The sequence below is a fragment of the Actinoplanes sp. NPDC004185 genome (assembly GCF_053603475.1).
The window spans coordinates 16,527-34,020 of record NZ_JBSGFR010000005.1; the positions used below are offsets into that span (position 1 = coordinate 16,527).

Sequence of the window (17,494 nt, forward strand, 5' to 3'; positions counted from 1 at the left end):
GTACGCGACGAGGGAGGTCCGCGCGTGTTCGAGAACCTCAACTGGTGGGAGATCGGCGCTCTGCTGATGCTCGCGCTGCTGATCTTCGGTGAGCGCCTGCCCAAGGTGATCGGCGACGGCCTGCGGATGCTGCGCGGTCTGCGGGCGATGGCCCAGAACGCCACCACCGACCTGAGCCGGGAGCTGGGCACCGACATCCAGCTGCAGGACCTGCACCCGAAGGCGTTCATCCGCAAGCATCTGCTGAGCGAGGACGACGAGCAGGCCATCCGCAAGCCGCTGCAGGGCCTGTTCGAGGACGTCAAGAGCGACCTGAACAGCGTGAAGTCGGATCTCGGCGAGGTCGCCTCGGCCGCCGACCTCAAGGCGCAGAGCAACGGCGCCGCGGTGGAGAAGTCCACCCCGGCGCCGCGCAGATTCGATCTCGACGCTACCTAGGCCCTACTTGCGGGCGTTGACCAGCAGGCCCAGCGGCTTGCCGACCAGCGACTCCCGCCGGATGGCGAGCCGGTCCGCGACCGCGTCCAGCGCCTTGGCCGCCGGTGCCTCCGGGTCGGCCAGCACCACCGGCGTGCCGGCGTCGCCGGCCTCGCGCACCCGGGTGTCCAGCGGAATCTGACCCAGCAGCGGCACCGAGGCGCCGACCGTCTTGGTGAGCGAGTCGGCCACCGTCTGGCCACCACCGGCGCCGAAGACCTCCATGCGGGTGCCGTCGGGCAGCTCGAGCCAGGACATGTTCTCGACCACGCCCACGAGGCGCTGGTGGGTCTGCTGGACGATCGCCCCGGCCCGCTCGGCCACCTCAGCCGCGGCCATCTGCGGCGTGGTCACGACCAGGATCTCGGCGTTGGGCAGCAGCTGGGCCAGCGAGATGGCCACGTCACCGGTGCCCGGCGGCAGGTCCAGCAGCAGCACGTCCAGGTCGCCCCAGAAGACGTCGGCGAGGAACTGCTGCAGGGCCCGGTGCAGCATCGGCCCGCGCCACACCACGGCGGCGTTGCCCGAGGTGAACATGCCGATCGAGATGACCTTCACGCCGTGCGACTGCGGCGGCATGATCATGTCCTCGACCCGGGTGGGCCGGCCCTCGACGCCGAGCATGCGGGGCACCGAGTGGCCGTAGATGTCGGCGTCGACCACGCCGACCGACAGCCCGCGCTTGGCCAGGGCGGCCGCCAGGTTGACGGTGACGCTGGACTTGCCCACGCCGCCCTTGCCGCTGGCCACCGCGTACACCCGGGTCTTGGAACCCGGCTGGGCGAACGGGATGACCGGCTCGGCCGACTCGCCGCCGCCGCGCAGCGTGGCCTGCAGGGACTTGCGCTGCTCCTCGGTCATGACGCCGAAGTCGATCTCCACGGTGGTGATCCCGGGGATCGCGGTGACCGCGGCGGTGATGTCGTTGGTGAGCTTGTCGCGCAGCGGGCAACCGGCGACGGTGAGCAGCAGCTCGACCTTCACACCGGACCCGGCGACGGTGAAGCCCTTGACCATGCCGAGCTCGGTGATCGGGCGGCGGATCTCAGGATCGTCGACGGTGGCGAGGGCCGCCTGGATCGCGTCCTCGATGGTGGGGGCTGGTGCGGACATGAGTGCCATGCTACGTCGCACTCGATCTGCGAATTCGCATGGGTTTTCCGCCGCGGGTCGGCTCAGCTCCGCTCTTCCTCCCACTCCTTACGTTCCAGCTTCTGCCGTCGATGGGCTGCCTCGTCCAGTTCGTCGGCGAGCCGGGCCAGCTCCGAGCGCAGGAAGTCGCGGGTCGCGACCTCGCCCACGGCGATCCGCAGCGAGGCGATCTCGCGGGCCAGATACTCCGTGTCGGCCTTCTGCATGGCCGCGCGCCGGCGGTCCTCCTCCATCGTCAGGCGGTCCCGGTCGGCCTGGCGGTTCTGCGCGAGCAGGATGAGCGGCGCGGCGTAGGACGCCTGCAAGGACAGGATCAAGGTCAGGAACGTGAACGTGTACGGGTCGAAGCGCAGATCCTTCGGCGCCAGGGTGTTCCAGGCGAACCAGGCGCCGATGATGATCGTCATGTAGACGATGAACTTCGCCGTGCCCATGTACCGGGCGATGCTCTCCGACCAGCGTCCGAAGGCCTCCGGGTCGAAGCGGGGCAGGCGGACCCGGCCCGGCTCGATCGGCTGGTCGAGGCGGTCCCGGCGCGGCTCGGTCATGAACCCGTCTCCGTGTGGGCCTGGCGCACCAGCGCGTCGGCCTGGTCCTGGGCGTCCTGGGCGTCCCGGTCACGCCAGTCGCGCGGCAGCGAGTGGTCCAGCACGTCGTCCACGGTCACCGCCCCCACCAGCCGGTACGCGTTGTCCACCACCGGCATCGCCACCATGTCGTAGGTCGCCATCCGCCGGGTGATCTCGGTGAGATTCGTCTCGGGCGTCAGCGGATCTATGTCCGTCTCGATGAGGCCACCCAGGATCGAGGAGGGTGGCTCACGCAGCAGCCGCTGGAAGTGGACCATGCCGAGGTACTTGCCGCTGGGGGTGGCCGACGGCGCCCGGGCCACGAACACCTGGGCGGCGACGACCGGGGACAGCTCCGGCTCGCGGATCCGGGCCAGCGCCTCGGCCACCGTGGTGTCCGGGGTGAGGATCACCGGCTCCGAGGTCATCACCGAGCCGGCGGTGCCGGGGGTGTAGCTCATGAGCTGCCGGACCGGCGCCGCCTCTTCCGGCTCCATCAGGTCCAGCAGCACGGCCTGCTCGGCCTGGGGCAGCTCGGCGAGCAGGTCCGCGGCGTCGTCCGGGTCCATCCGTTCCAGGACGTCGGCGGCGCGTTCCCGGTCCAGCTGGATGAGGATCTCCACCTGGTCGTGCTCGGGCAGCTCCTCGAGCACGTCGGCCAGTGTCCGGTCGCTCAGCGCCGCGGCGACCTCGTTGCGCCGGGCGTCGGCGAGGTCCTGCAGGGCGTTCGCCATGTCCGCGGGCCGCATCTGTTCGAGCAGGGCGACGAGGTTGGAGGTGCCCTGGGTGTCGGTCGGCCCGACCAGGCCGCGGATCCGGTCGTACTCCACCTGGTACGTGTGCCCGCGCCGGGCCAGCCGGCCGGTGTGCCGGCGGACGGCCACCCGGGTGATCAGCCACTCGTTGTTGCGGTTGAGCTCCATGCCCAGGTCCACGACCGTGCCGGTGGTGCCCGGGCCCTGCCGGTCCTCCGGCTCGACCGTGACCCGCCGGTCCAGCACCTCCTCGAGCACCAGCAGCTCGTTGGGCCGCTTCTCGAACCGGCGCAGGTTGAGCATGCCGGTGCTGAGCACGACAGCCTCGGCGTCCATCGAGGTCACCCGGCCGATCGGCAGGAAGATCCGGCGGCGCAGAGCCATCTCGGCGACGAGACCGACGACCTGCGGCGGCCGGTTGGTGGTGCGCAACCGCAGCACGGCGTCGCGTACCCGGCCCACCCGGTCGCCGTTGGGGTCGAAAACGGGCAGCGCCGCGAGCCGCGCCAGATAAACCCTGCTCCCCATGGTCACCGCACCAGCCTAAGTTAGCGTCGGACCATGTCTACCGTGGCGTACGAGATCGTCGACGTGTTCACCGACCGCCCCTTCGCCGGAAACCCGCTGGCCGTGGTCTTCGGCGCGGAGGGGCTGGCCGGTGACCAGATGCAGACACTGGCCCGGGAGTTCAACCTTTCGGAGACAGTCTTCGTGCTGCCGTCGACGGCCGGTGCGACGTACCGGGCACGGATCTTCACGCCGGAGACCGAGCTGCCGTTCGCGGGCCATCCGAGTGTGGGCGCCGCCGTGACCTCGGTCCGGCGTGGCCTGGCCCAGCCGGGGCAGGTGGTGCAGGAGTGCGGCGCCGGGATGCTGCCGATCACGGTGGGCTCGGATGTGGCCACGCTGACCGGCGGCAAGCCGACGCTGGGGCCGCCGCTGCCGGTGGCGGACCTGCTCGAGCTGCTCGGCCTGGGCGAGGACGATTTCGCCGGGGCCGGGTCGGAGCCCGCGGTGGCCGGTTGCGGTCTGGAATTCGTGATCCTGCCGGTGCGCCGGGAAGCGCTGGCCCGGGCGAAGGCCGACCCGGAGCGGGCCCGGGCGCTGGGCGTGACGGGTATCAGCGTCTTCGCCTGGGAGCAGGCCGGGCGGACGGCGTACGTGCGGGTGTTCTGCCCGGGTGTGTCGGTGCCCGAGGACCCGGCGACCGGCTCGGCGGCTCTCGGCCTGGGCGTGTGGCTGGTGGCCCGGGGCCGGCTGCCGGGGGAGGGGACGACGTCGTACACGGTGCATCAGGGGATCGAGATGCACCGGCCGTCCCTGCTGGAGTGCACGGTGACGGCAACGGGCGGCGTGGCCACGCTGGCCACGGTCTCCGGCCACGTGATCCCGGTGGCCCAGGGAGAGATCAAGGTGCCGCCGTTCGTGGGCTGACCCCGGTCGGGGTCTTGCGAGCACGCAGCCGGCAGGGTGGGCTCGGCCGTTCATGAGCCGCCAGGCGATTGGCCGGGGCCGCCCGGTGCCCGCGGGAGCGACGGCTCGCACCCCGACGGACCTGGGACAGGAAGCCTTTGATCCTGCTCTTCCGGCGGTCCGGCTACGGCTTGCGCTTGCGGACGCGGTGCAGGCGGAAGGGGCGGCGGACCTTGATGCGGGCCGGGGTCTCGCGCGGCGGCTCGGCCTGCGAGCCGGTCGGCAGGTGCGGGGCGGCGACGGGCTCGTCGACCGGCGTCAGGCGCAGGACCGCGCAGTCGGTCCCGGCCCACCGGGCGACCAGCTCCTCAGCGGTGCCGCTCGCGTTGAGGCGCTTGCCGGCCAGCTGCGGGGCGATCTCGGTCCACTCCTCGCTGCCGAGGGTGAGCCGCTCGACCTGCGCTTCGACGATGACGATCAGGCCGCCGTTGTCGCCGCGCAGGCGCACCGAGGCGCGGGTCGCCTCGGCCAGGCCCGGCGCGGCCTGCTCGCCGGGGCCGCACACCAGGATCAGCGCGCCGTCGAGCGGCATGACCCACAGGGCGAGCGAGGGGCCGCCGGGTGCGTTGATCCAGGCGATGCCGGCCTTCTTGATCGCCTCAGCCACGAGCTCGGTCGTCACCCGGTCATCCTCGCACGCGGCCCGGCCGGGGCCGGGCCGCGTCGGCGAGGGCATGATGCATCCTGCATGCATCAGGTCAGCGCGGGTACGGGATCCAGCAGATCCAGTACGGCGGTCAGCGACGGCACGCTCGGTCCGGCGAAGTCGTCGTCCGCGTCGAACACCAGGTGGTCCGCCAGGTCGGGGGCGGCCAGCCGGACGGCGGTCATGCCGACGGCGGCGGCGCCGGTGAGCTCGTGGCTGCCGCCGTCACCGATGTAGAGGCAGTTCTCGGGGGCCACCCGCATCCGCCAGCACGCCTCCAGGTAGATCAGCGGGTCCGGCTTGCACCGGCCGACCTCGACGGAGAAGACGTTGACGTCGAGCAGCGCGGCGATCGGCAGGCTCGGCAGGAAGGCAGGCAGCTCGTGGGTGCAGTCGCTGATCAGGGCGGTGCGCAGGCCGCGCTGCTTGACGGCCCGGAGAACGCTCTCCGCGTCGGCGCGCAGCCGCGTGTCGGCCTTCAGGGCGTCGACCCGGGCCGGCACGGCGGCCTGCAGCTGAGCTGTCCGCGGCCGGCCCCCGGCCTGCTCGGTCACCCAGCGCAGCGTCGCCTCGGCCGACCCGAGATCACCGCGGGCCCGCACCTGGAACGTACGATCCAGGACGCTCAGCACCGCATCGGGATCGCAGCCCAGCGCTCGAGCGATGTCGGCGTGCTGCGGCCCCCTCCGCACGGAACGGGTCAGCGTGCCGAAAAAGTCGAACACGACCGCTTGGAACGCGGGCATCGAAAACCACTCTCCTGAGGGATTGACGGGAATGCATCGGCGGCGAGCGTAACGACTGCCTCACTTTCCGCTCAACTGAGGTCGACAAACTGTGATGTGTAGATATGCAAGAAGCGACGGCGAGGGATGAATATGCAGTCACCCCGCGAACGGCCTCCCTGGCTGACCGGGGCGGCCCTCGCCGTGGCGGTGCTCGCGGTCTCGACCTCGGCCCCGCTGATCGCCTTCGTGGCGGCTCCGGCGCTGGCCGTGGCGTTCTGGCGCAACGGCCTGGCCTTCGCCGCGCTGACGCCGATCGCGGCCGGTCCGCGCCGGACGGAGCTGGCCACCCTGCGCAGCCGTACCGGGCTGTTCGCGGTCCTGGCCGGGGTGGCGCTGGCGCTGCACTTCGCGACCTGGATGCCCAGCGTGCAGCTCGGTTCCGTGGCCACGGCCACGGCGCTGGTCGCGACCCAGCCGGTCTGGCAGGGGCTGATCGCGATGGCGCAGGGCCGGCGGCCGTCGGCGGCCGGCTGGACGGGCATCGGCCTGGCCGTGGCGGGCACGGTCTGGGCGACCGGACTCGACATCGGCGTGTCGGCCCAGGCCGTCCTCGCGGATGTCCTGGCCCTGGTGGGCGCCATCGCGGCGGCGATCTACACGGCGCTCGGGGAGCGGGCCCGATCCCGGCTGAGCACCACGACATACACCTGGGTCTGTTACGGCACCTGCGCGGCGATCCTGCTCGTGGTCTGCCTGGTGGCCGGGGTGGAGCTGCACGGCTACGACGGCCGCACCTGGGCGGCGATCCTGGCTCTGGTGGTCGGCGCCCAGCTGCTCGGGCATTCGATGTTCAACTACGCCCTCGAACGGACCTCGGCCACGAAGGTCAGCGTGCTGATCCTGCTCGAGGTGCCCGGCGCGGCCCTGCTGGCCTGGGCCTGGCTCGGGCAGACGCCGCGGCTGGTGGCCCTGCCGGGCCTGGCGCTGCTGATGCTCGGCGTGGCTGTCGTGGTGCTCGGCGGCAGCCGGGAGCGGCGCCGGACCACGGCTTCGCTGGCCGACGTGGCGGATCCCACCCCGCGCTGACGCCCGGCTCTCCTCGTTGAACCTGGCGAACTACCGCCGCGCGCGGTAGAGAGGTGGGATGAGATGCGCCGCTGTCGATACCGGCTCTGCTGCCTGCTGCTCGGGGCGGTGCTCGTGACCAGTTCCTGCGCTGAGCCGGAGATCCCCGAGCCCGGCCTGATCGGGGGCTGGACCACGGCCGGCTGTGAGTTCTCCCGCCGGCCGGCGACCGTCACGATGGGCGGGCGGGTGCTGCCGGCGACGCCGCCGGAGCTGGAGGCGGCGATGGCCCGCATCGACGCCGGTGGCCGCGCCGAGCACGCCGGCAGCTACGCCGGGCTCGAGGTCGACCAGGAACGGGTGCGCGCGATCGTGCACCGGGTGCCGTCGGCCGCCTTCGACGACTTCATCCGGCAGAGCGCGCAGGACACCTGCATCGTGGTCCGCGACACGGCGCACAGCCTGGCCGAGCTCACCGGCTGGCACGACCGGATCGTCGCCGATCTCGACGCCTGGCAGGCCGACGGTGTCCGCATCTCCAGCGTGGTGGCCCGCCACGACGGCCGCGGCGTGGAGATCGGCACCCGCGACGTGGAGCGGGCGCGCGAGGCCATGCCGCGGCGTTACGGGCGGACCGCGCCGCTGATCTTCGTCGAGCAGGGCCCGGTGGTCCCGCTGGCCGAGCCCGGCGTGCCAACCGCGCCGCAGCCCGGCGGCTGAGCTCTCAGTAGGTGCTGCCGGGCTGTCTGACCAGGAAGACGACGAAGGCGGCGATGCCCAGCACGGCGATCGCGGTGACGACCCAGCCGACGATGATGCCGGCCAGCGCCAGGCCGGCGCCGCCCGCACCCGTGGCCCGGATCCGGCCGCGGGCCACGTGACCGAGGATCGCGCCGACGATGCCGAGCAGGCCGCCGATCGACCACAGGCACAGGCCGGCCACCCCGGCGCAGGACACGACCAGGGACGCGATCGCCAGGCCCTCGGTCGGCCGGGCGGGCGCATACGGATAACCCTGCGGGGAGTACGGGCTTCCCGAGTTGCCGTAGTCGTAACCCGGCGCAGGCGGGACGCCGTACCCCTGGATCTGGGGTGCCGGATAGTCGTAGCCGTACTGCTGCGGGTGGGGCGGCGGCGGTTGATAGGCCTGGATGGGCGGATCCGGCGGTGGCGGATAGGTGCCGTCCGGTCCGGGCGGGGGTGGATAGGTCATGACTGCCTCCGTCCGGCGCTGCGTCTGCGCCCGTCAGGATAGGTGGCCCTGTCACGACGCCGCGCACACCGCGTGCCTGGTTGTGCGCGGTGTGCGGTCGCCGCGCGCCACGGTGGTCCGATGTTTGCTCCGGCTCCCGGGAGCGGGCAGGATCGCCGCATGGTCTTCGACGCCCGCACCGCCAGCGGCAGCCGCTCGAGGCGGGACGCCACCCGCCCGGCGGCCGGCCGCCGGCCCCGGTCCGCCGCGCCCAGTTCCGAGCCTGAGCAGGACCCGGGGCCCGATCAGGTCGCCGAGTCGGGCCCCGCCCAGGACGACCCCGTGACCGAACCCGAGGAGGGCCCCGTGACGATGCGCCTGGACGGAAAGGTCGCGCTGGTCACCGGCGCCGGCAGCCCGGACGGCATCGGGTACGCGACCGCGCGCCGGCTGCGCGACCTCGGTGCCCGGGTGGCGATCGTGTCGACCACCCGGCGGATCCACGAGCGCGCGTCCGAGCTGGGCGTCACCGGTTTCGTGGCCGATCTCACCGACGAGGCCGAGGTCGGTGCGCTCGCCGATGCGGTCCTCGACCAGCTCGGTGACGTCGAGGTGCTGGTCAACAACGCGGGTCTGGCCAGCCGCACCAGCCCCGAGGTGCTGCGCCCGGTCGCCCAGCTGACGTACGACGAGTGGCGCGCCGAGATCGACCGGAACCTGAGCACCGCGTTCCTGTGCAGCCGGGCGTTCGTGGGCGGCATGTCCGAGCAGGGCTGGGGCCGCATCGTGAACCTGGCGGCGACCGCGGGCCCGATCAACGCCCTGCCCACCGAGGCAGCCTACGCCGCGGCCAAGTCGGGCGTCGTCGGCCTGACCCGGGCGCTGGCGATGGAGCTGGTGGCCGACGGCATCAACGTCAACTGCGTGGCGCCCGGCACGATCTACACGGCTGCGTCCACCGTCACGGAGATCAAGCAGGGCCTCGGCACCCCGATCGGGCGCCCGGGCACCCCGGACGAGGTGGCGGCGGCGATCGCCTTCCTGTGCTCGCCCGCGGCGTCGTACATCACCGGGCAGATGCTCGTGGTCGACGGCGGCAACAGCGTCCGCGAGGCCGAGTTCCGCTGAGCCGCCGGACGCCCGGTGGACCAGCGTCCACCGGGCGGGCCGTACGTCAGTAGGTCGAGGTGCCGGACGAGCCGATCGCGAAGATCGCCACGACGATGTAGAAGGCACAGATCAGCACGTAGATGCTGGTGAAGATGTAACCCAGCCAGAGGCCGGCGGTGGCCAGGCCCTCACCGGATTCGCCGGTCTGCCGGATCTGCTTCTTGGCGACGTGCCCCATGACGATCGCGGCGGGCGCGAACACGAAGGCGAAGACCAGAGCCAGGATGGCCATGGTGTTGGTCGGCGCCTGCGGCGTGTAGGGCTGCTGCGCGTAGGGCTGACCGTAGCCCGGCTGCTGCTGCCCGTACTGCGGCTGGCCGTAGGGCTGGCCGCTGGACGGGGCACCGTAGGGCGGCTGCTGCCCGTACGGCTGGCCGCTGGACGGCGCGCCGCTGGCCGGAGCCGCATAGGGGTCCTGCGAGTAGGGCGAGCTGGGGTCGTAACCCGGCTGCTGCCCGTAGGGCTGCTGGGGCTGATATGGATCCGGCGTACCACCGGGCGGCGGGTAAGTCATCAGAGGTCCTCCTCGTTCACCCCGGCACGGTACTAGCCGGGGCGTAGCCAGGGGGACCCGACGCAGGGTATCCGACCTGCCGGATCGGCTCAGGACAGCTTGGTGAGCTGACCGACGGCCCGTTCGACGGCCAGGCAGCGGTCCTCGACGTAGTCCAGCCCGGCCTCGGTGGCGATCCGGCGGGCCTCGGCCGAGACGATGCCGGTCTGCAACCAGACAGCGGGCGCCTTGATGGCGACGGCCTGCCGCACGATCTCCAGCGCGTCGGCGGCGGGCCGGAAGATGTCCACCAGATCGACGGGCTCGTCCAGGTCGGCCAGCGTGGGCACGGTGCGGACCCCGAAGACCTCGTCCACGAACGGGTTGACCGGAATGATGCGCCACCCGTACCGGAGCATCTGCAACGGCACGGTGTGCGACGGCTTGTGCGGATCCCGAGAGGCCCCGACCACGGCAATGACGTTCGCCTCGGCCAGGATCTGCTGTGCACTCCTCATGCCTCGACTCTAGCCACGCGCGGACGGCTCACAGCAGGGTCAGTTGCTGGGGTTCGGCTTCGCGGACGGGCGGGCCGGTCTCCGCGTAGGCCGCCGCCGGTGCCGCGTTCGCGCTGGCAGTGCGGGCCTCGCCCATCCCCGCCCGGTGCAGTCCGTGCCGCCGGGCAGCCATCCGCACCCGCGCGCCGATCTCCTTCTGGAACGACTGCGGTGCGTACGAGCCGGCCCGGAACAGCTCGCGGTAGCGCGGCGCCAGCTCCGGGTGCTCGCGGGTGAGCCATGACGCGTACCACTCGCGGGCGCCCGGCCGCAGGTGCAGCACCAACGGGGAGACGCTGGCCGCGCCGGCGCCGGCGATGGCCGCGACGGTCTCCTCGATGGACTCGTCCGAGTCGGTCAGGCCCGGCAGGATCGGGGCCATCAGGACCCCCACCGAGAAGCCGGCGTCGGTCAGCCGGGCCACCGCGTCGAGGCGCCGGCGGGGGCTCGGGGTGCCGGACTCGACGGCCCGCCACATCCGCTCGTCGACGAAGCCGATCGACATCGACAGGCTGACGTCGGTGACCGTGGCCGCCTGCCGCAGCAGCTCCAGGTCCCGCAGGATCAGCGTGCCCTTCGTGAGGATCGAGAAGGGGTTGGCGAAGTCGCGCAGGGCCGTCAGGATCGGCGGCATCAGGCGGTAGCGGCCCTCCGCCCGCTGGTAGACGTCCACGTTGGTGCCCATGGCGATGGGCGCCCCGGACCATCTCGGGGCGGCCAGCTCGCGGCGGACCAGCTCACCCGCGTTGACCTTGACGACCACCTTGGAGTCGAAGTCGTGGCCGGCGTCCAGGTCGAGGTAGGTGTGGGTGTTGCGGGCGAAGCAGTTGTGGCTCACCACGCCGTCGGCGATGAAGTCGCCCGTGCCGGTGGTGATGTCGAACAGCGGCAGGGTCAGGCCCAGGTCCTCGATGTCGGCCACGGTGAGCTGCGGCTCGCTGCGCACCCCGACCCCGGCCGCGTCCAGCGGCGCCCCGGTCACGCCGGTCAGGTGACGGAAGCGCAGGGCGGCCCACAGGTCGCGGGCGACCTCGACGGAGTAGACCTCGCCGAGCTGCGGGTGCGGCGGGCGGCGGCTGGGCAGGCCGAGGTGGGTCAGGGCATCCGTGATCCGGTCCAGGAAGCCCTGGTCGCGGCTGGTGAAGACGACGGCCAGCCGGTCGGCGTAGCCGGTCGCGCCGAACGCGCCGGCCAGGAAGCCGCGATACCAGCTGCCGGACGGGAGCTCCGGCCAGCGCAGCGCCACGTGCATCGGGATGTCTTCGAGGTAGGAGTCCGCGCGGATCCAGGCGTCGCTCTCCCGGGCGCCGGCCGGGGCCCCGGCGTCGCCGCGGACCAAGCCGCAGAGGTAGCCGGTGCGGTAGTCGGGGGACTCCTTCGGCGCGTCGGCGAAGCCGCCCACGCCGGACAGCCGGTCACCCACGGCCAGAGCCGGGAGACCGGGCTCGGCCGGGCTGACGTGCCGCCAGCCGCGGTCGGTGAGGAACCGGTGGTCGCCGCTGGACACCAGGCGGGTGCCGTCGGCCAGGGTGACCCGGAAGGCCGGCTTGCTGGTGGTCCAGTGGTCGAGGACGGTGGTCGGCACATAGCGCCGGTGCGGGCCGGCGCCCATCGTGCCCAGCACCGCGTCGCCGACCTGCACCTGCGACAGCGGGCGGGTCGACCCGTCGGCCAGCAGGATCGGGGTGTCGCCGCTCAGGCAGTAGGAGCAGGCGTGCGAGCAGCCCCGGTAAGGATTGATCGTCCACTCGAAGGGCACCCGCGACGCGCCGGGCACCCTGTTGATCAGGGACTTGGCCCGGATCTCGTAGAACGTCATGCCGGCGAACCCGGGCGTGTCGAAGGTGCGGACGGTCGCGCCGGGCAGCGCCAGCGGCAGGGGTGGGGCCGCCGGCGCTGCCCTGTCCGGGAGCGAGTCGTCGCCGGCCGGGGCCGACAGGTGTGACCATCGCATGGCGAAGATTCGAACACATGTTCGATCCACTGTCTACCCGCACCGGGAAGCCGTACCGGAAAGAAGTGCCTCGGACACGAAAGCGCCGCGGACCGGAAGGTCCGCGGCGCCGGTGACCTCGCGGGTCAGTGGTTGTGCGCGGCCAGCTGCTTGCGCACGTCGTCCATGTCGAGCTTCTCGACCTGCTCGATCAGGCTCTCCAGCGCGGACTCGGGGAGCGCGCCGGGCTGCGAGAAGACGATGACGCCGTCGCGCACTGCCATGATCGTCGGGATCGAGCGGATGTCGAACTTCGCGGCCAGCTCCTGCTGGGCCTCGGTGTCGACCTTGCCGAAGGTGATCTCGGTGTGCTTCTCCGAGGAACGCTCGTACGTCGGCGCGAAGCGGACGCAGGGCCCGCACCAGCTGGCCCAGAAGTCGACCAGGACGATGCCGTCCTTGCCGGTCACCTCGTCGAAATTCTCTGTGGTCAGCGCAACGGTCGCCATGATCTCTCCGTCCACGGGAAAAAGGCCACGGGAAATTGGCCTACGTGCGGTCCAACCTGTTCACGTCCCCAGTGATTCCCGCCGTCGGCGCCGGCGACACGTGGTCTGAGGCACCTTTTGCGGTCGCGGTGTGGACCTTGAGCAACTCAGCGTAACTCAAAGTAGGGAGAGCGCTTTCAGTTGTGAACAACCCGCGTCGTCCAGTTTGCGTATCAGGCTGCCTCGGTACCCGGTCTGCGGGCGACCTATCGCAGCTTGATAACGACGAGATAACCACTGAAGGTAATAGGTAACAAAGTTAAATGTGACTTGGGTCACTGTTGGGAACCCTTCACATCGATACGGAGGGTAAGGCAAACTCTCTTCCAACAGAGCGTGGGCGGCGGGTGCCGGGGAGGGCCCCGCCGCTCATTGCGTCTCCCCCCGGGTGTGGCCCGCGAGCCCCTGGATAGCCTCCTCGACCATGACCGCCGAAGATCCCGTGAGCCCCGCCGCGCCCCTGAGCCCGGCTGCCGCGTCAGGGCCGGCGGTGGCGCTGAGCCCGGCCGCGCCGCTCGGTCCGGCCGGTCCGGAGGCGGAGTCCGAGCCCGAGCTCGAGGTCGGTGTCGGCCCCTGGCCCGGCGCCTGGCCCACGGACCATCATTACGACCCCGAGCTGCTCGCGCAGGGCGATCGGCGCAACGTCGTCGACCGGTACCGCTACTGGCGCCGCGAGGCGATCGTGGCCGACCTGGACCAGCGCCGGCACGGCTTCCACGTGGCGATCGAGAACTGGCAGCACGATTTCAACATCGGCACGGTGGTGCGCAACGCCAACGCCTTCCTGGCCGCCGAGGTCCACATCGTCGGCCTGCGGCGGTGGAACAGGCGGGGTGCCATGGTCACGGATCGCTATCAGCACGTACGCCACCATCCGACGATCGAGGAGTTCGCCGCCTGGGCGGCGGCCGCGGGACTGCCGGTCATCGGCATCGACAACCTGCCGGGCTCGCGCCCGATGGAGACGGTCACCCTCCCGCGGGAATGCGTGCTGATCTTCGGCCAGGAGGGACCCGGGCTCTCCGCTGCCGCCCGCGCCGCGTGCAGCGCACTCTTCTCGATCGCCCAGTACGGCTCCACCCGCTCGATCAACGCGGGCGTGGCGAGCGGCATCGCCATGCACTCCTGGGTACGCGCCCACGCGGGTCCCCCGCCCGGGTGATCATCGCGGGCCGCCCGGGTGGGCGAACGGCTCGACCCGGTTCTGCCGATTCGCTTGACGGCGACCCGGCCGGGCCCCACCTTAAGAGGGTGGGTGTCACAGTGAGTTGCCCCCGTTGTGCTGCGCAGGTCCGGCCGCCGGACCTGATGCACAGTGATTGGCGCTGCGACAACTGTGGCGACGTCTCCCCGTTCCACGTGGCGGAGCACATCGGTCCGGAGATCCTCGACAGCGTGCGGCTGCGGGTGGCGCCCACGGTCGACCACATGCCGCTGTGGTGCCCGTGGCCGTTGCCGCCCGGGTGGATGGTCACCGGTGTCGGCTGGGCGGGCGACGAGCGTTCCGGCGTACGGGCGACGGCGCTGTCCTGCAGTGGCCCGGACCCGCTCGGCGGTGGCCCGGCCGATCTCGTGCTGATCGCCGAGCAGCCGGGCGTGGGGCTGGGGACCCGCTTCGCCGGCATCCCCGGCATCGATCCCGGCCACCTGATCACCCGGGCCCTGGGCGAGTGCGACGCGGGTGGGCACGCCGGCCCGCACGCCAAGATCAGGGTCGGTGGGCACCCGACTCCACTGTGGTGCGTGAAGTCTCCGGAAGATCGCAGCGCCTATGTGAGTGAAGCCAAAGGAATGTGGCTCTATGCGGTAGCGTGGCCGGCAAGCGCGGGCTACTTCCTGGCCGAGCATGTCGTCCTGCACGACCTGTCCGACGGGGTGCCGCCCGAGCTCGTGTACGGAGCGCCGAGCCCGTACCTGCACGGCAAGGCCTGAACTCGGAGGCCTTGACCTGCGGGAACGCCATCGGCTTTTCGGGCACAACGTTCACAGAGCGCAGTTGAACTGATACCGTCAGTGTTGCCGGCGATGACCGTCACCCGCAACGGAGGAGAAGGCCCGCCATGATCAAGAAGGTTCTCACCTGGCTTGGCATCGCATTCTTGATCTTCTTCATCGCCTTCAACCCGAACTCGGCCGCCGCGGTGTTCGAGTCCCTGGGCGACACCATCGGGGACATCGCCCGTGGTTTCGGAACGTTCTTCACCAACCTCGTCGCTTAACATCACCTGATGGGTCCTGGCGAGCCGCGGCAACCTGAAGACGAGGGTGCGCGCCGCCCTCGCGACGACGACGACACCTTCGGCTACAACGATCCGGCGTTTCGCGACGACGGTCCCGAGTACCGCCGGGGCGTGGCGTCCGCCGGCCCCGGTTACTCTCCCGACGCCGGCTATTCGCCGAGCGCGGGCTACGGGAGCGATCCGCGCGACGACGAATACCGGGACCCGGGCGAGTACGACGCCCCCGTCTTCACCGAGGAAGAGCTCCAGGGCCTCGGCGGGGACGGCTCCGGTGTCCCGGGTGGACCCCGGCGGGTGCTGCCGCTGGAGGACGAGCCGACCACACTGGTCTCCCGCTATCTCTTCCCGACCGAGCGCTACCGCGGCGAGTGGAAGCGGCACTGGATCCATCTCTCCACTCCGCTGCTGGTCGGCATCGGCTCGACCCTGCTGCTCGGTTACCTCGCCGGCTTCCTGACCCGTCAGGAGATCGACGGTCTGGTCACCGCGGCCGTCCTGATCTGGCTCGGCGTCATGGGCTGGGTCGCCTGGAAGGTCGGCGACTGGTATTTCGACCGGTTCATCTTGACCAACAAGCGGGTCATGGTGGTCAACGGCATCATCACCCGCAAGGTCGCCATGATGCCGCTGCTGCGGGTCACCGACATGAAGTACGAGCAGTCCGCCCTGGGCCGCATGCTCAGCTACGGCACGTTCGTGCTGGAGTCGGCCGGCCAGGACCAGGCGCTGCGCGAGGTCAAGCACCTGCCCAACCCCAACGAGCTGTACCTGCGAGTCGTCGAGGAGATGTACGAGCCGCAGGCGGTCGAGGCCCGATTGGGCAAGGACGGTGACGCGGGCGACGACGCCTGACGCTCCTCAGTGCTGCCCGGCGGCCACCCGGTAGCGTCTTCGGGTGACCAGAATCGACCTGCACTGCCATTCGACCGCCAGCGACGGCACGCTGACCCCGGCCGAGCTGGTGGCCGCGGGGGCCCAGGCCGGCCTGGACGTGATGGCCATCACGGATCACGACACCACCGGCGGCTGGGCGGCCGCCGAGGCGGCGCGCCCGCCCGGTCTGGCCCTGGTCCGCGGCGCCGAGCTCTCCTGCCGGTGGTACGGCGTGGAGCCGGCGATCCCGTTGCACCTGCTGGCGTACCTCTTCGATCCCCATGATCCGGCCCTGGCGGCCGACCTGGTCCGCCTGCGCAGCGACCGTGAGCAACGCGCGGAGAAGATCGTCGAGTTGCTCCGCGCGGACGGGGTGGACATCAGCTGGCCCGAGGTCAGCGGTTACGCGGCCGGCGGCTCGGTCGGGCGTCCCCACATCGCCCAGGCCCTGATCCGGGCCGGGCTGGTCCGCACCACGAGCGAGGCGTTCGCCTCCCGGTGGCTGGGCGCGCGATACTTCGTACCCAAAGCCGATCTTGACGTTTTCGAGGCCGTGCGGACGGTCCGGGCCGCCGGCGGGGTGCCGGTCTTCGCCCACCCGAACGCGACCGTGCGCGGCCGCATCGTGCCGGACAAGCTGATCGTGGAGCTGGCCGCCGCGGGCCTGTTCGGCCTGGAGGCCGACCACGAGGACCACACGGTCGCGCAACGCGCGCACGTGCGCGCGCTGGCCGAGGAGCTCGGCCTGGTCGTCACCGGCTCGTCGGACTTCCACGGCACCCACAAGACGGTCCGGCTGGGTGCCTTCACCACCGACCCCTCCGCGTACGAGCAGATCGTCGCCGCCGCGAGCGGCGTTTCTGTGCTGGGGTGACGGTCGCCGCAGTTCAGGGCATCGTTGCGCGCGGACGCCTAGGTTGATCCCGTGAATCTGAAGTTGTTCGGCGAGGTCTTCGTGACCCTCCTGGTGATCGTCGACCCGCCGGGCATGGTGCCGGTCTTCCTGGCCCTGACCGGCACGCTGCCCGCCAAGGAGCGCACGCGTGCCGGCACCCAGGCGGTGCTGCTGGCGCTGGGCGTGATCGTGATCTTCGCGGTGGCCGGCCAGACGCTGCTCGACTACCTGCACGTCCAGCTGCCCGCACTGCAGGGCGCGGGCGGGCTGTTGCTGGTCCTGGTGGCGCTGCAGCTGCTGACCGGCAAGACCGACGAGCCCTCCGAGCAGGGCGGCACCACGAACGTGGCCCTGGTGCCCCTGGGCACCCCGCTGCTGGCCGGCCCAGGCGCGATCGTCGCCACCATGCTGTTCGTGCAGCGCGCGGACGGACTGAACGACTACACGGTGATCGGCCTCGGCATCCTGGCCGTCATGATGACGGTCTGGCTGGTGCTGCGCTTCTCCGGCGGCATCGTCAAGCTGCTGCGCCCCGGCGGCATCGAGGTGCTCACCCGCATCGCCGGTCTGCTCCTGGCGGCCATCGCGGTGCAGCTCATCGCGGACGCGGTCGCGGCCTTCGTGGAGTTGTACACCGCCGCGGCCTGATTCTTGTCACAGGGTGCTGGCAGGATTACCGGGTGCCCAGGACTTCCCCCCGATCGGCCGCGGTGCCCGAGCAGTTGGGC

Annotated in this window: 21 protein-coding genes; 11 read left to right on the forward strand and 10 right to left on the reverse strand. The window is 71.4% G+C overall.

Annotated features, from left to right (window positions below; genetic code table 11):
* Window positions 1-24: 24 nt before the first annotated feature.
* Complete coding sequence (locus tag ACWEOZ_RS06630) at window positions 25-438, forward strand: preprotein translocase subunit TatB (protein WP_451909749.1); 414 nt, start codon at window positions 25-27, stop codon at window positions 436-438.
* A gap of 3 nt (window positions 439-441) precedes the next feature.
* Here the strand turns inward: ACWEOZ_RS06630 and ACWEOZ_RS06635 are convergent, their stop codons facing one another.
* From ACWEOZ_RS06635 to ACWEOZ_RS06645, 3 genes are all read right to left on the reverse strand, one after another.
* Window positions 442-1,590 carry an Mrp/NBP35 family ATP-binding protein gene (locus ACWEOZ_RS06635; protein ID WP_451909750.1) on the reverse strand — a complete coding sequence of 383 codons (1,149 nt, stop codon included), beginning with the start codon at window positions 1,588-1,590 and terminating at the stop codon, window positions 442-444.
* A 62-nt stretch (window positions 1,591-1,652) separates the two neighbouring features.
* Complete coding sequence (locus ACWEOZ_RS06640; RefSeq protein WP_451909751.1) at window positions 1,653-2,177, reverse strand: DUF1003 domain-containing protein; 525 nt, start codon at window positions 2,175-2,177, stop codon at window positions 1,653-1,655.
* Entirely contained in the window at window positions 2,174-3,481 is a 1,308-nt protein-coding gene (locus ACWEOZ_RS06645) for a magnesium transporter MgtE N-terminal domain-containing protein (RefSeq protein WP_451909752.1), read from the reverse strand. The genes ACWEOZ_RS06640 and ACWEOZ_RS06645 overlap by 4 nt, the downstream gene beginning before the upstream one ends.
* Window positions 3,482-3,514: 33 nt before the next feature.
* On the opposite strand from ACWEOZ_RS06645, the gene ACWEOZ_RS06650 reads away from it, so the two are divergent.
* The gene (locus ACWEOZ_RS06650; RefSeq protein ID WP_451909753.1) at window positions 3,515-4,387 is read left to right on the forward strand and encodes a PhzF family phenazine biosynthesis protein; all 873 of its coding nucleotides are present in this window, start codon (window positions 3,515-3,517) and stop codon (window positions 4,385-4,387) included.
* A gap of 163 nt (window positions 4,388-4,550) precedes the next feature.
* On the opposite strand, the gene ACWEOZ_RS06655 is transcribed toward ACWEOZ_RS06650, so the two are convergent.
* Entirely contained in the window at window positions 4,551-5,102 is a 552-nt protein-coding gene (locus ACWEOZ_RS06655) for a hypothetical protein (RefSeq protein WP_451909754.1), read from the reverse strand.
* Between the two features lie 17 nt (window positions 5,103-5,119).
* Window positions 5,120-5,818, reverse strand: a complete 699-nt coding sequence (locus ACWEOZ_RS06660) for an HAD family hydrolase (protein ID WP_451909755.1) — start codon at window positions 5,816-5,818, stop codon at window positions 5,120-5,122.
* 126 nt (window positions 5,819-5,944) lie between these two features.
* Between ACWEOZ_RS06660 and ACWEOZ_RS06665 the strand changes: the two genes are divergently transcribed.
* Window positions 5,945-6,886 carry a DMT family transporter gene (locus ACWEOZ_RS06665; RefSeq protein WP_451909756.1) on the forward strand — a complete coding sequence of 314 codons (942 nt, stop codon included), beginning with the start codon at window positions 5,945-5,947 and terminating at the stop codon, window positions 6,884-6,886.
* A gap of 63 nt (window positions 6,887-6,949) precedes the next feature.
* Window positions 6,950-7,585 (forward strand): hypothetical protein, encoded by a 636-nt coding sequence (locus ACWEOZ_RS06670; protein ID WP_451909757.1) that lies wholly within the window; start codon window positions 6,950-6,952, stop codon window positions 7,583-7,585.
* A gap of 4 nt (window positions 7,586-7,589) precedes the next feature.
* On the opposite strand, the gene ACWEOZ_RS06675 is transcribed toward ACWEOZ_RS06670, so the two are convergent.
* Window positions 7,590-8,078 (reverse strand): DUF4190 domain-containing protein, encoded by a 489-nt coding sequence (locus ACWEOZ_RS06675; RefSeq protein WP_451909758.1) that lies wholly within the window; start codon window positions 8,076-8,078, stop codon window positions 7,590-7,592.
* Window positions 8,079-8,237: 159 nt separating this feature from the next.
* Here ACWEOZ_RS06675 and ACWEOZ_RS06680 point away from each other — a divergent pair, with 159 nt between their 5' ends.
* On the forward strand, window positions 8,238-9,185 hold the full coding sequence (locus ACWEOZ_RS06680) for an SDR family NAD(P)-dependent oxidoreductase (protein ID WP_451909759.1): 948 nt from the start codon (window positions 8,238-8,240) through the stop codon (window positions 9,183-9,185).
* Window positions 9,186-9,231: 46 nt separating this feature from the next.
* On the opposite strand, the gene ACWEOZ_RS06685 is transcribed toward ACWEOZ_RS06680, so the two are convergent.
* From ACWEOZ_RS06685 to trxA, 4 genes are all read right to left on the reverse strand, one after another.
* Window positions 9,232-9,741, reverse strand: a complete 510-nt coding sequence (locus tag ACWEOZ_RS06685) for a DUF4190 domain-containing protein (RefSeq protein ID WP_451909760.1) — start codon at window positions 9,739-9,741, stop codon at window positions 9,232-9,234.
* An 89-nt stretch (window positions 9,742-9,830) separates the two neighbouring features.
* Window positions 9,831-10,238 (reverse strand): CoA-binding protein, encoded by a 408-nt coding sequence (locus ACWEOZ_RS06690; protein ID WP_451909761.1) that lies wholly within the window; start codon window positions 10,236-10,238, stop codon window positions 9,831-9,833.
* A 28-nt stretch (window positions 10,239-10,266) separates the two neighbouring features.
* Window positions 10,267-12,231, reverse strand: a complete 1,965-nt coding sequence (locus tag ACWEOZ_RS06695) for an intein-containing Rv2578c family radical SAM protein (RefSeq protein WP_451909762.1) — start codon at window positions 12,229-12,231, stop codon at window positions 10,267-10,269.
* A 125-nt stretch (window positions 12,232-12,356) separates the two neighbouring features.
* Window positions 12,357-12,719, reverse strand: a complete 363-nt coding sequence (gene trxA, locus ACWEOZ_RS06700) for a thioredoxin (RefSeq protein WP_212986446.1) — start codon at window positions 12,717-12,719, stop codon at window positions 12,357-12,359.
* A 463-nt stretch (window positions 12,720-13,182) separates the two neighbouring features.
* On the opposite strand from trxA, the gene ACWEOZ_RS06705 reads away from it, so the two are divergent.
* The 6 genes from ACWEOZ_RS06705 (at window position 13,183) to ACWEOZ_RS06730 (ending at window position 17,414) form a co-directional block, all read left to right on the forward strand.
* On the forward strand, window positions 13,183-13,920 hold the full coding sequence (locus ACWEOZ_RS06705) for a TrmH family RNA methyltransferase (RefSeq protein ID WP_451909763.1): 738 nt from the start codon (window positions 13,183-13,185) through the stop codon (window positions 13,918-13,920).
* 101 nt (window positions 13,921-14,021) lie between these two features.
* Window positions 14,022-14,690 (forward strand): DUF6758 family protein, encoded by a 669-nt coding sequence (locus ACWEOZ_RS06710; protein WP_451909764.1) that lies wholly within the window; start codon window positions 14,022-14,024, stop codon window positions 14,688-14,690.
* A 128-nt stretch (window positions 14,691-14,818) separates the two neighbouring features.
* Complete coding sequence (locus ACWEOZ_RS06715) at window positions 14,819-14,977, forward strand: hypothetical protein (protein ID WP_015625668.1); 159 nt, start codon at window positions 14,819-14,821, stop codon at window positions 14,975-14,977.
* Window positions 14,978-14,986: 9 nt separating this feature from the next.
* Window positions 14,987-15,850, forward strand: coding sequence for a PH domain-containing protein (locus ACWEOZ_RS06720; protein ID WP_451909765.1), 864 nt, complete (start codon window positions 14,987-14,989; stop codon window positions 15,848-15,850).
* Between the two features lie 43 nt (window positions 15,851-15,893).
* Entirely contained in the window at window positions 15,894-16,745 is an 852-nt protein-coding gene (locus tag ACWEOZ_RS06725) for a PHP domain-containing protein (RefSeq protein WP_451909766.1), read from the forward strand.
* Window positions 16,746-16,796: 51 nt separating this feature from the next.
* Window positions 16,797-17,414, forward strand: coding sequence for a MarC family protein (locus ACWEOZ_RS06730; RefSeq protein WP_360545573.1), 618 nt, complete (start codon window positions 16,797-16,799; stop codon window positions 17,412-17,414).
* The last annotated feature ends 80 nt before the right edge of the window (window positions 17,415-17,494 follow it).

Coding starts and splice junctions, on each gene's coding strand:
- ACWEOZ_RS06635 (WP_451909750.1), bottom strand. CDS start 1,590: ATGTCCGCACCAGCCCCCACCATCGAGGACGCGATCCAGGCGGCCCTC.
- ACWEOZ_RS06640 (WP_451909751.1), bottom strand. CDS start 2,177: ATGACCGAGCCGCGCCGGGACCGCCTCGACCAGCCGATCGAGCCGGGC.
- ACWEOZ_RS06645 (WP_451909752.1), bottom strand. CDS start 3,481: ATGGGGAGCAGGGTTTATCTGGCGCGGCTCGCGGCGCTGCCCGTTTTC.
- ACWEOZ_RS06650 (WP_451909753.1), top strand. CDS start 3,515: ATGTCTACCGTGGCGTACGAGATCGTCGACGTGTTCACCGACCGCCCC.
- ACWEOZ_RS06655 (WP_451909754.1), bottom strand. CDS start 5,102: ATGCCCTCGCCGACGCGGCCCGGCCCCGGCCGGGCCGCGTGCGAGGAT.
- ACWEOZ_RS06660 (WP_451909755.1), bottom strand. CDS start 5,818: ATGCCCGCGTTCCAAGCGGTCGTGTTCGACTTTTTCGGCACGCTGACC.
- ACWEOZ_RS06665 (WP_451909756.1), top strand. CDS start 5,945: ATGAATATGCAGTCACCCCGCGAACGGCCTCCCTGGCTGACCGGGGCG.
- ACWEOZ_RS06670 (WP_451909757.1), top strand. CDS start 6,950: ATGCGCCGCTGTCGATACCGGCTCTGCTGCCTGCTGCTCGGGGCGGTG.
- ACWEOZ_RS06675 (WP_451909758.1), bottom strand. CDS start 8,078: ATGACCTATCCACCCCCGCCCGGACCGGACGGCACCTATCCGCCACCG.
- ACWEOZ_RS06680 (WP_451909759.1), top strand. CDS start 8,238: ATGGTCTTCGACGCCCGCACCGCCAGCGGCAGCCGCTCGAGGCGGGAC.
- ACWEOZ_RS06685 (WP_451909760.1), bottom strand. CDS start 9,741: ATGACTTACCCGCCGCCCGGTGGTACGCCGGATCCATATCAGCCCCAG.
- ACWEOZ_RS06690 (WP_451909761.1), bottom strand. CDS start 10,238: ATGAGGAGTGCACAGCAGATCCTGGCCGAGGCGAACGTCATTGCCGTG.
- ACWEOZ_RS06695 (WP_451909762.1), bottom strand. CDS start 12,231: ATGCGATGGTCACACCTGTCGGCCCCGGCCGGCGACGACTCGCTCCCG.
- trxA (WP_212986446.1), bottom strand. CDS start 12,719: ATGGCGACCGTTGCGCTGACCACAGAGAATTTCGACGAGGTGACCGGC.
- ACWEOZ_RS06705 (WP_451909763.1), top strand. CDS start 13,183: ATGACCGCCGAAGATCCCGTGAGCCCCGCCGCGCCCCTGAGCCCGGCT.
- ACWEOZ_RS06715 (WP_015625668.1), top strand. CDS start 14,819: ATGATCAAGAAGGTTCTCACCTGGCTTGGCATCGCATTCTTGATCTTC.
- ACWEOZ_RS06720 (WP_451909765.1), top strand. CDS start 14,987: ATGGGTCCTGGCGAGCCGCGGCAACCTGAAGACGAGGGTGCGCGCCGC.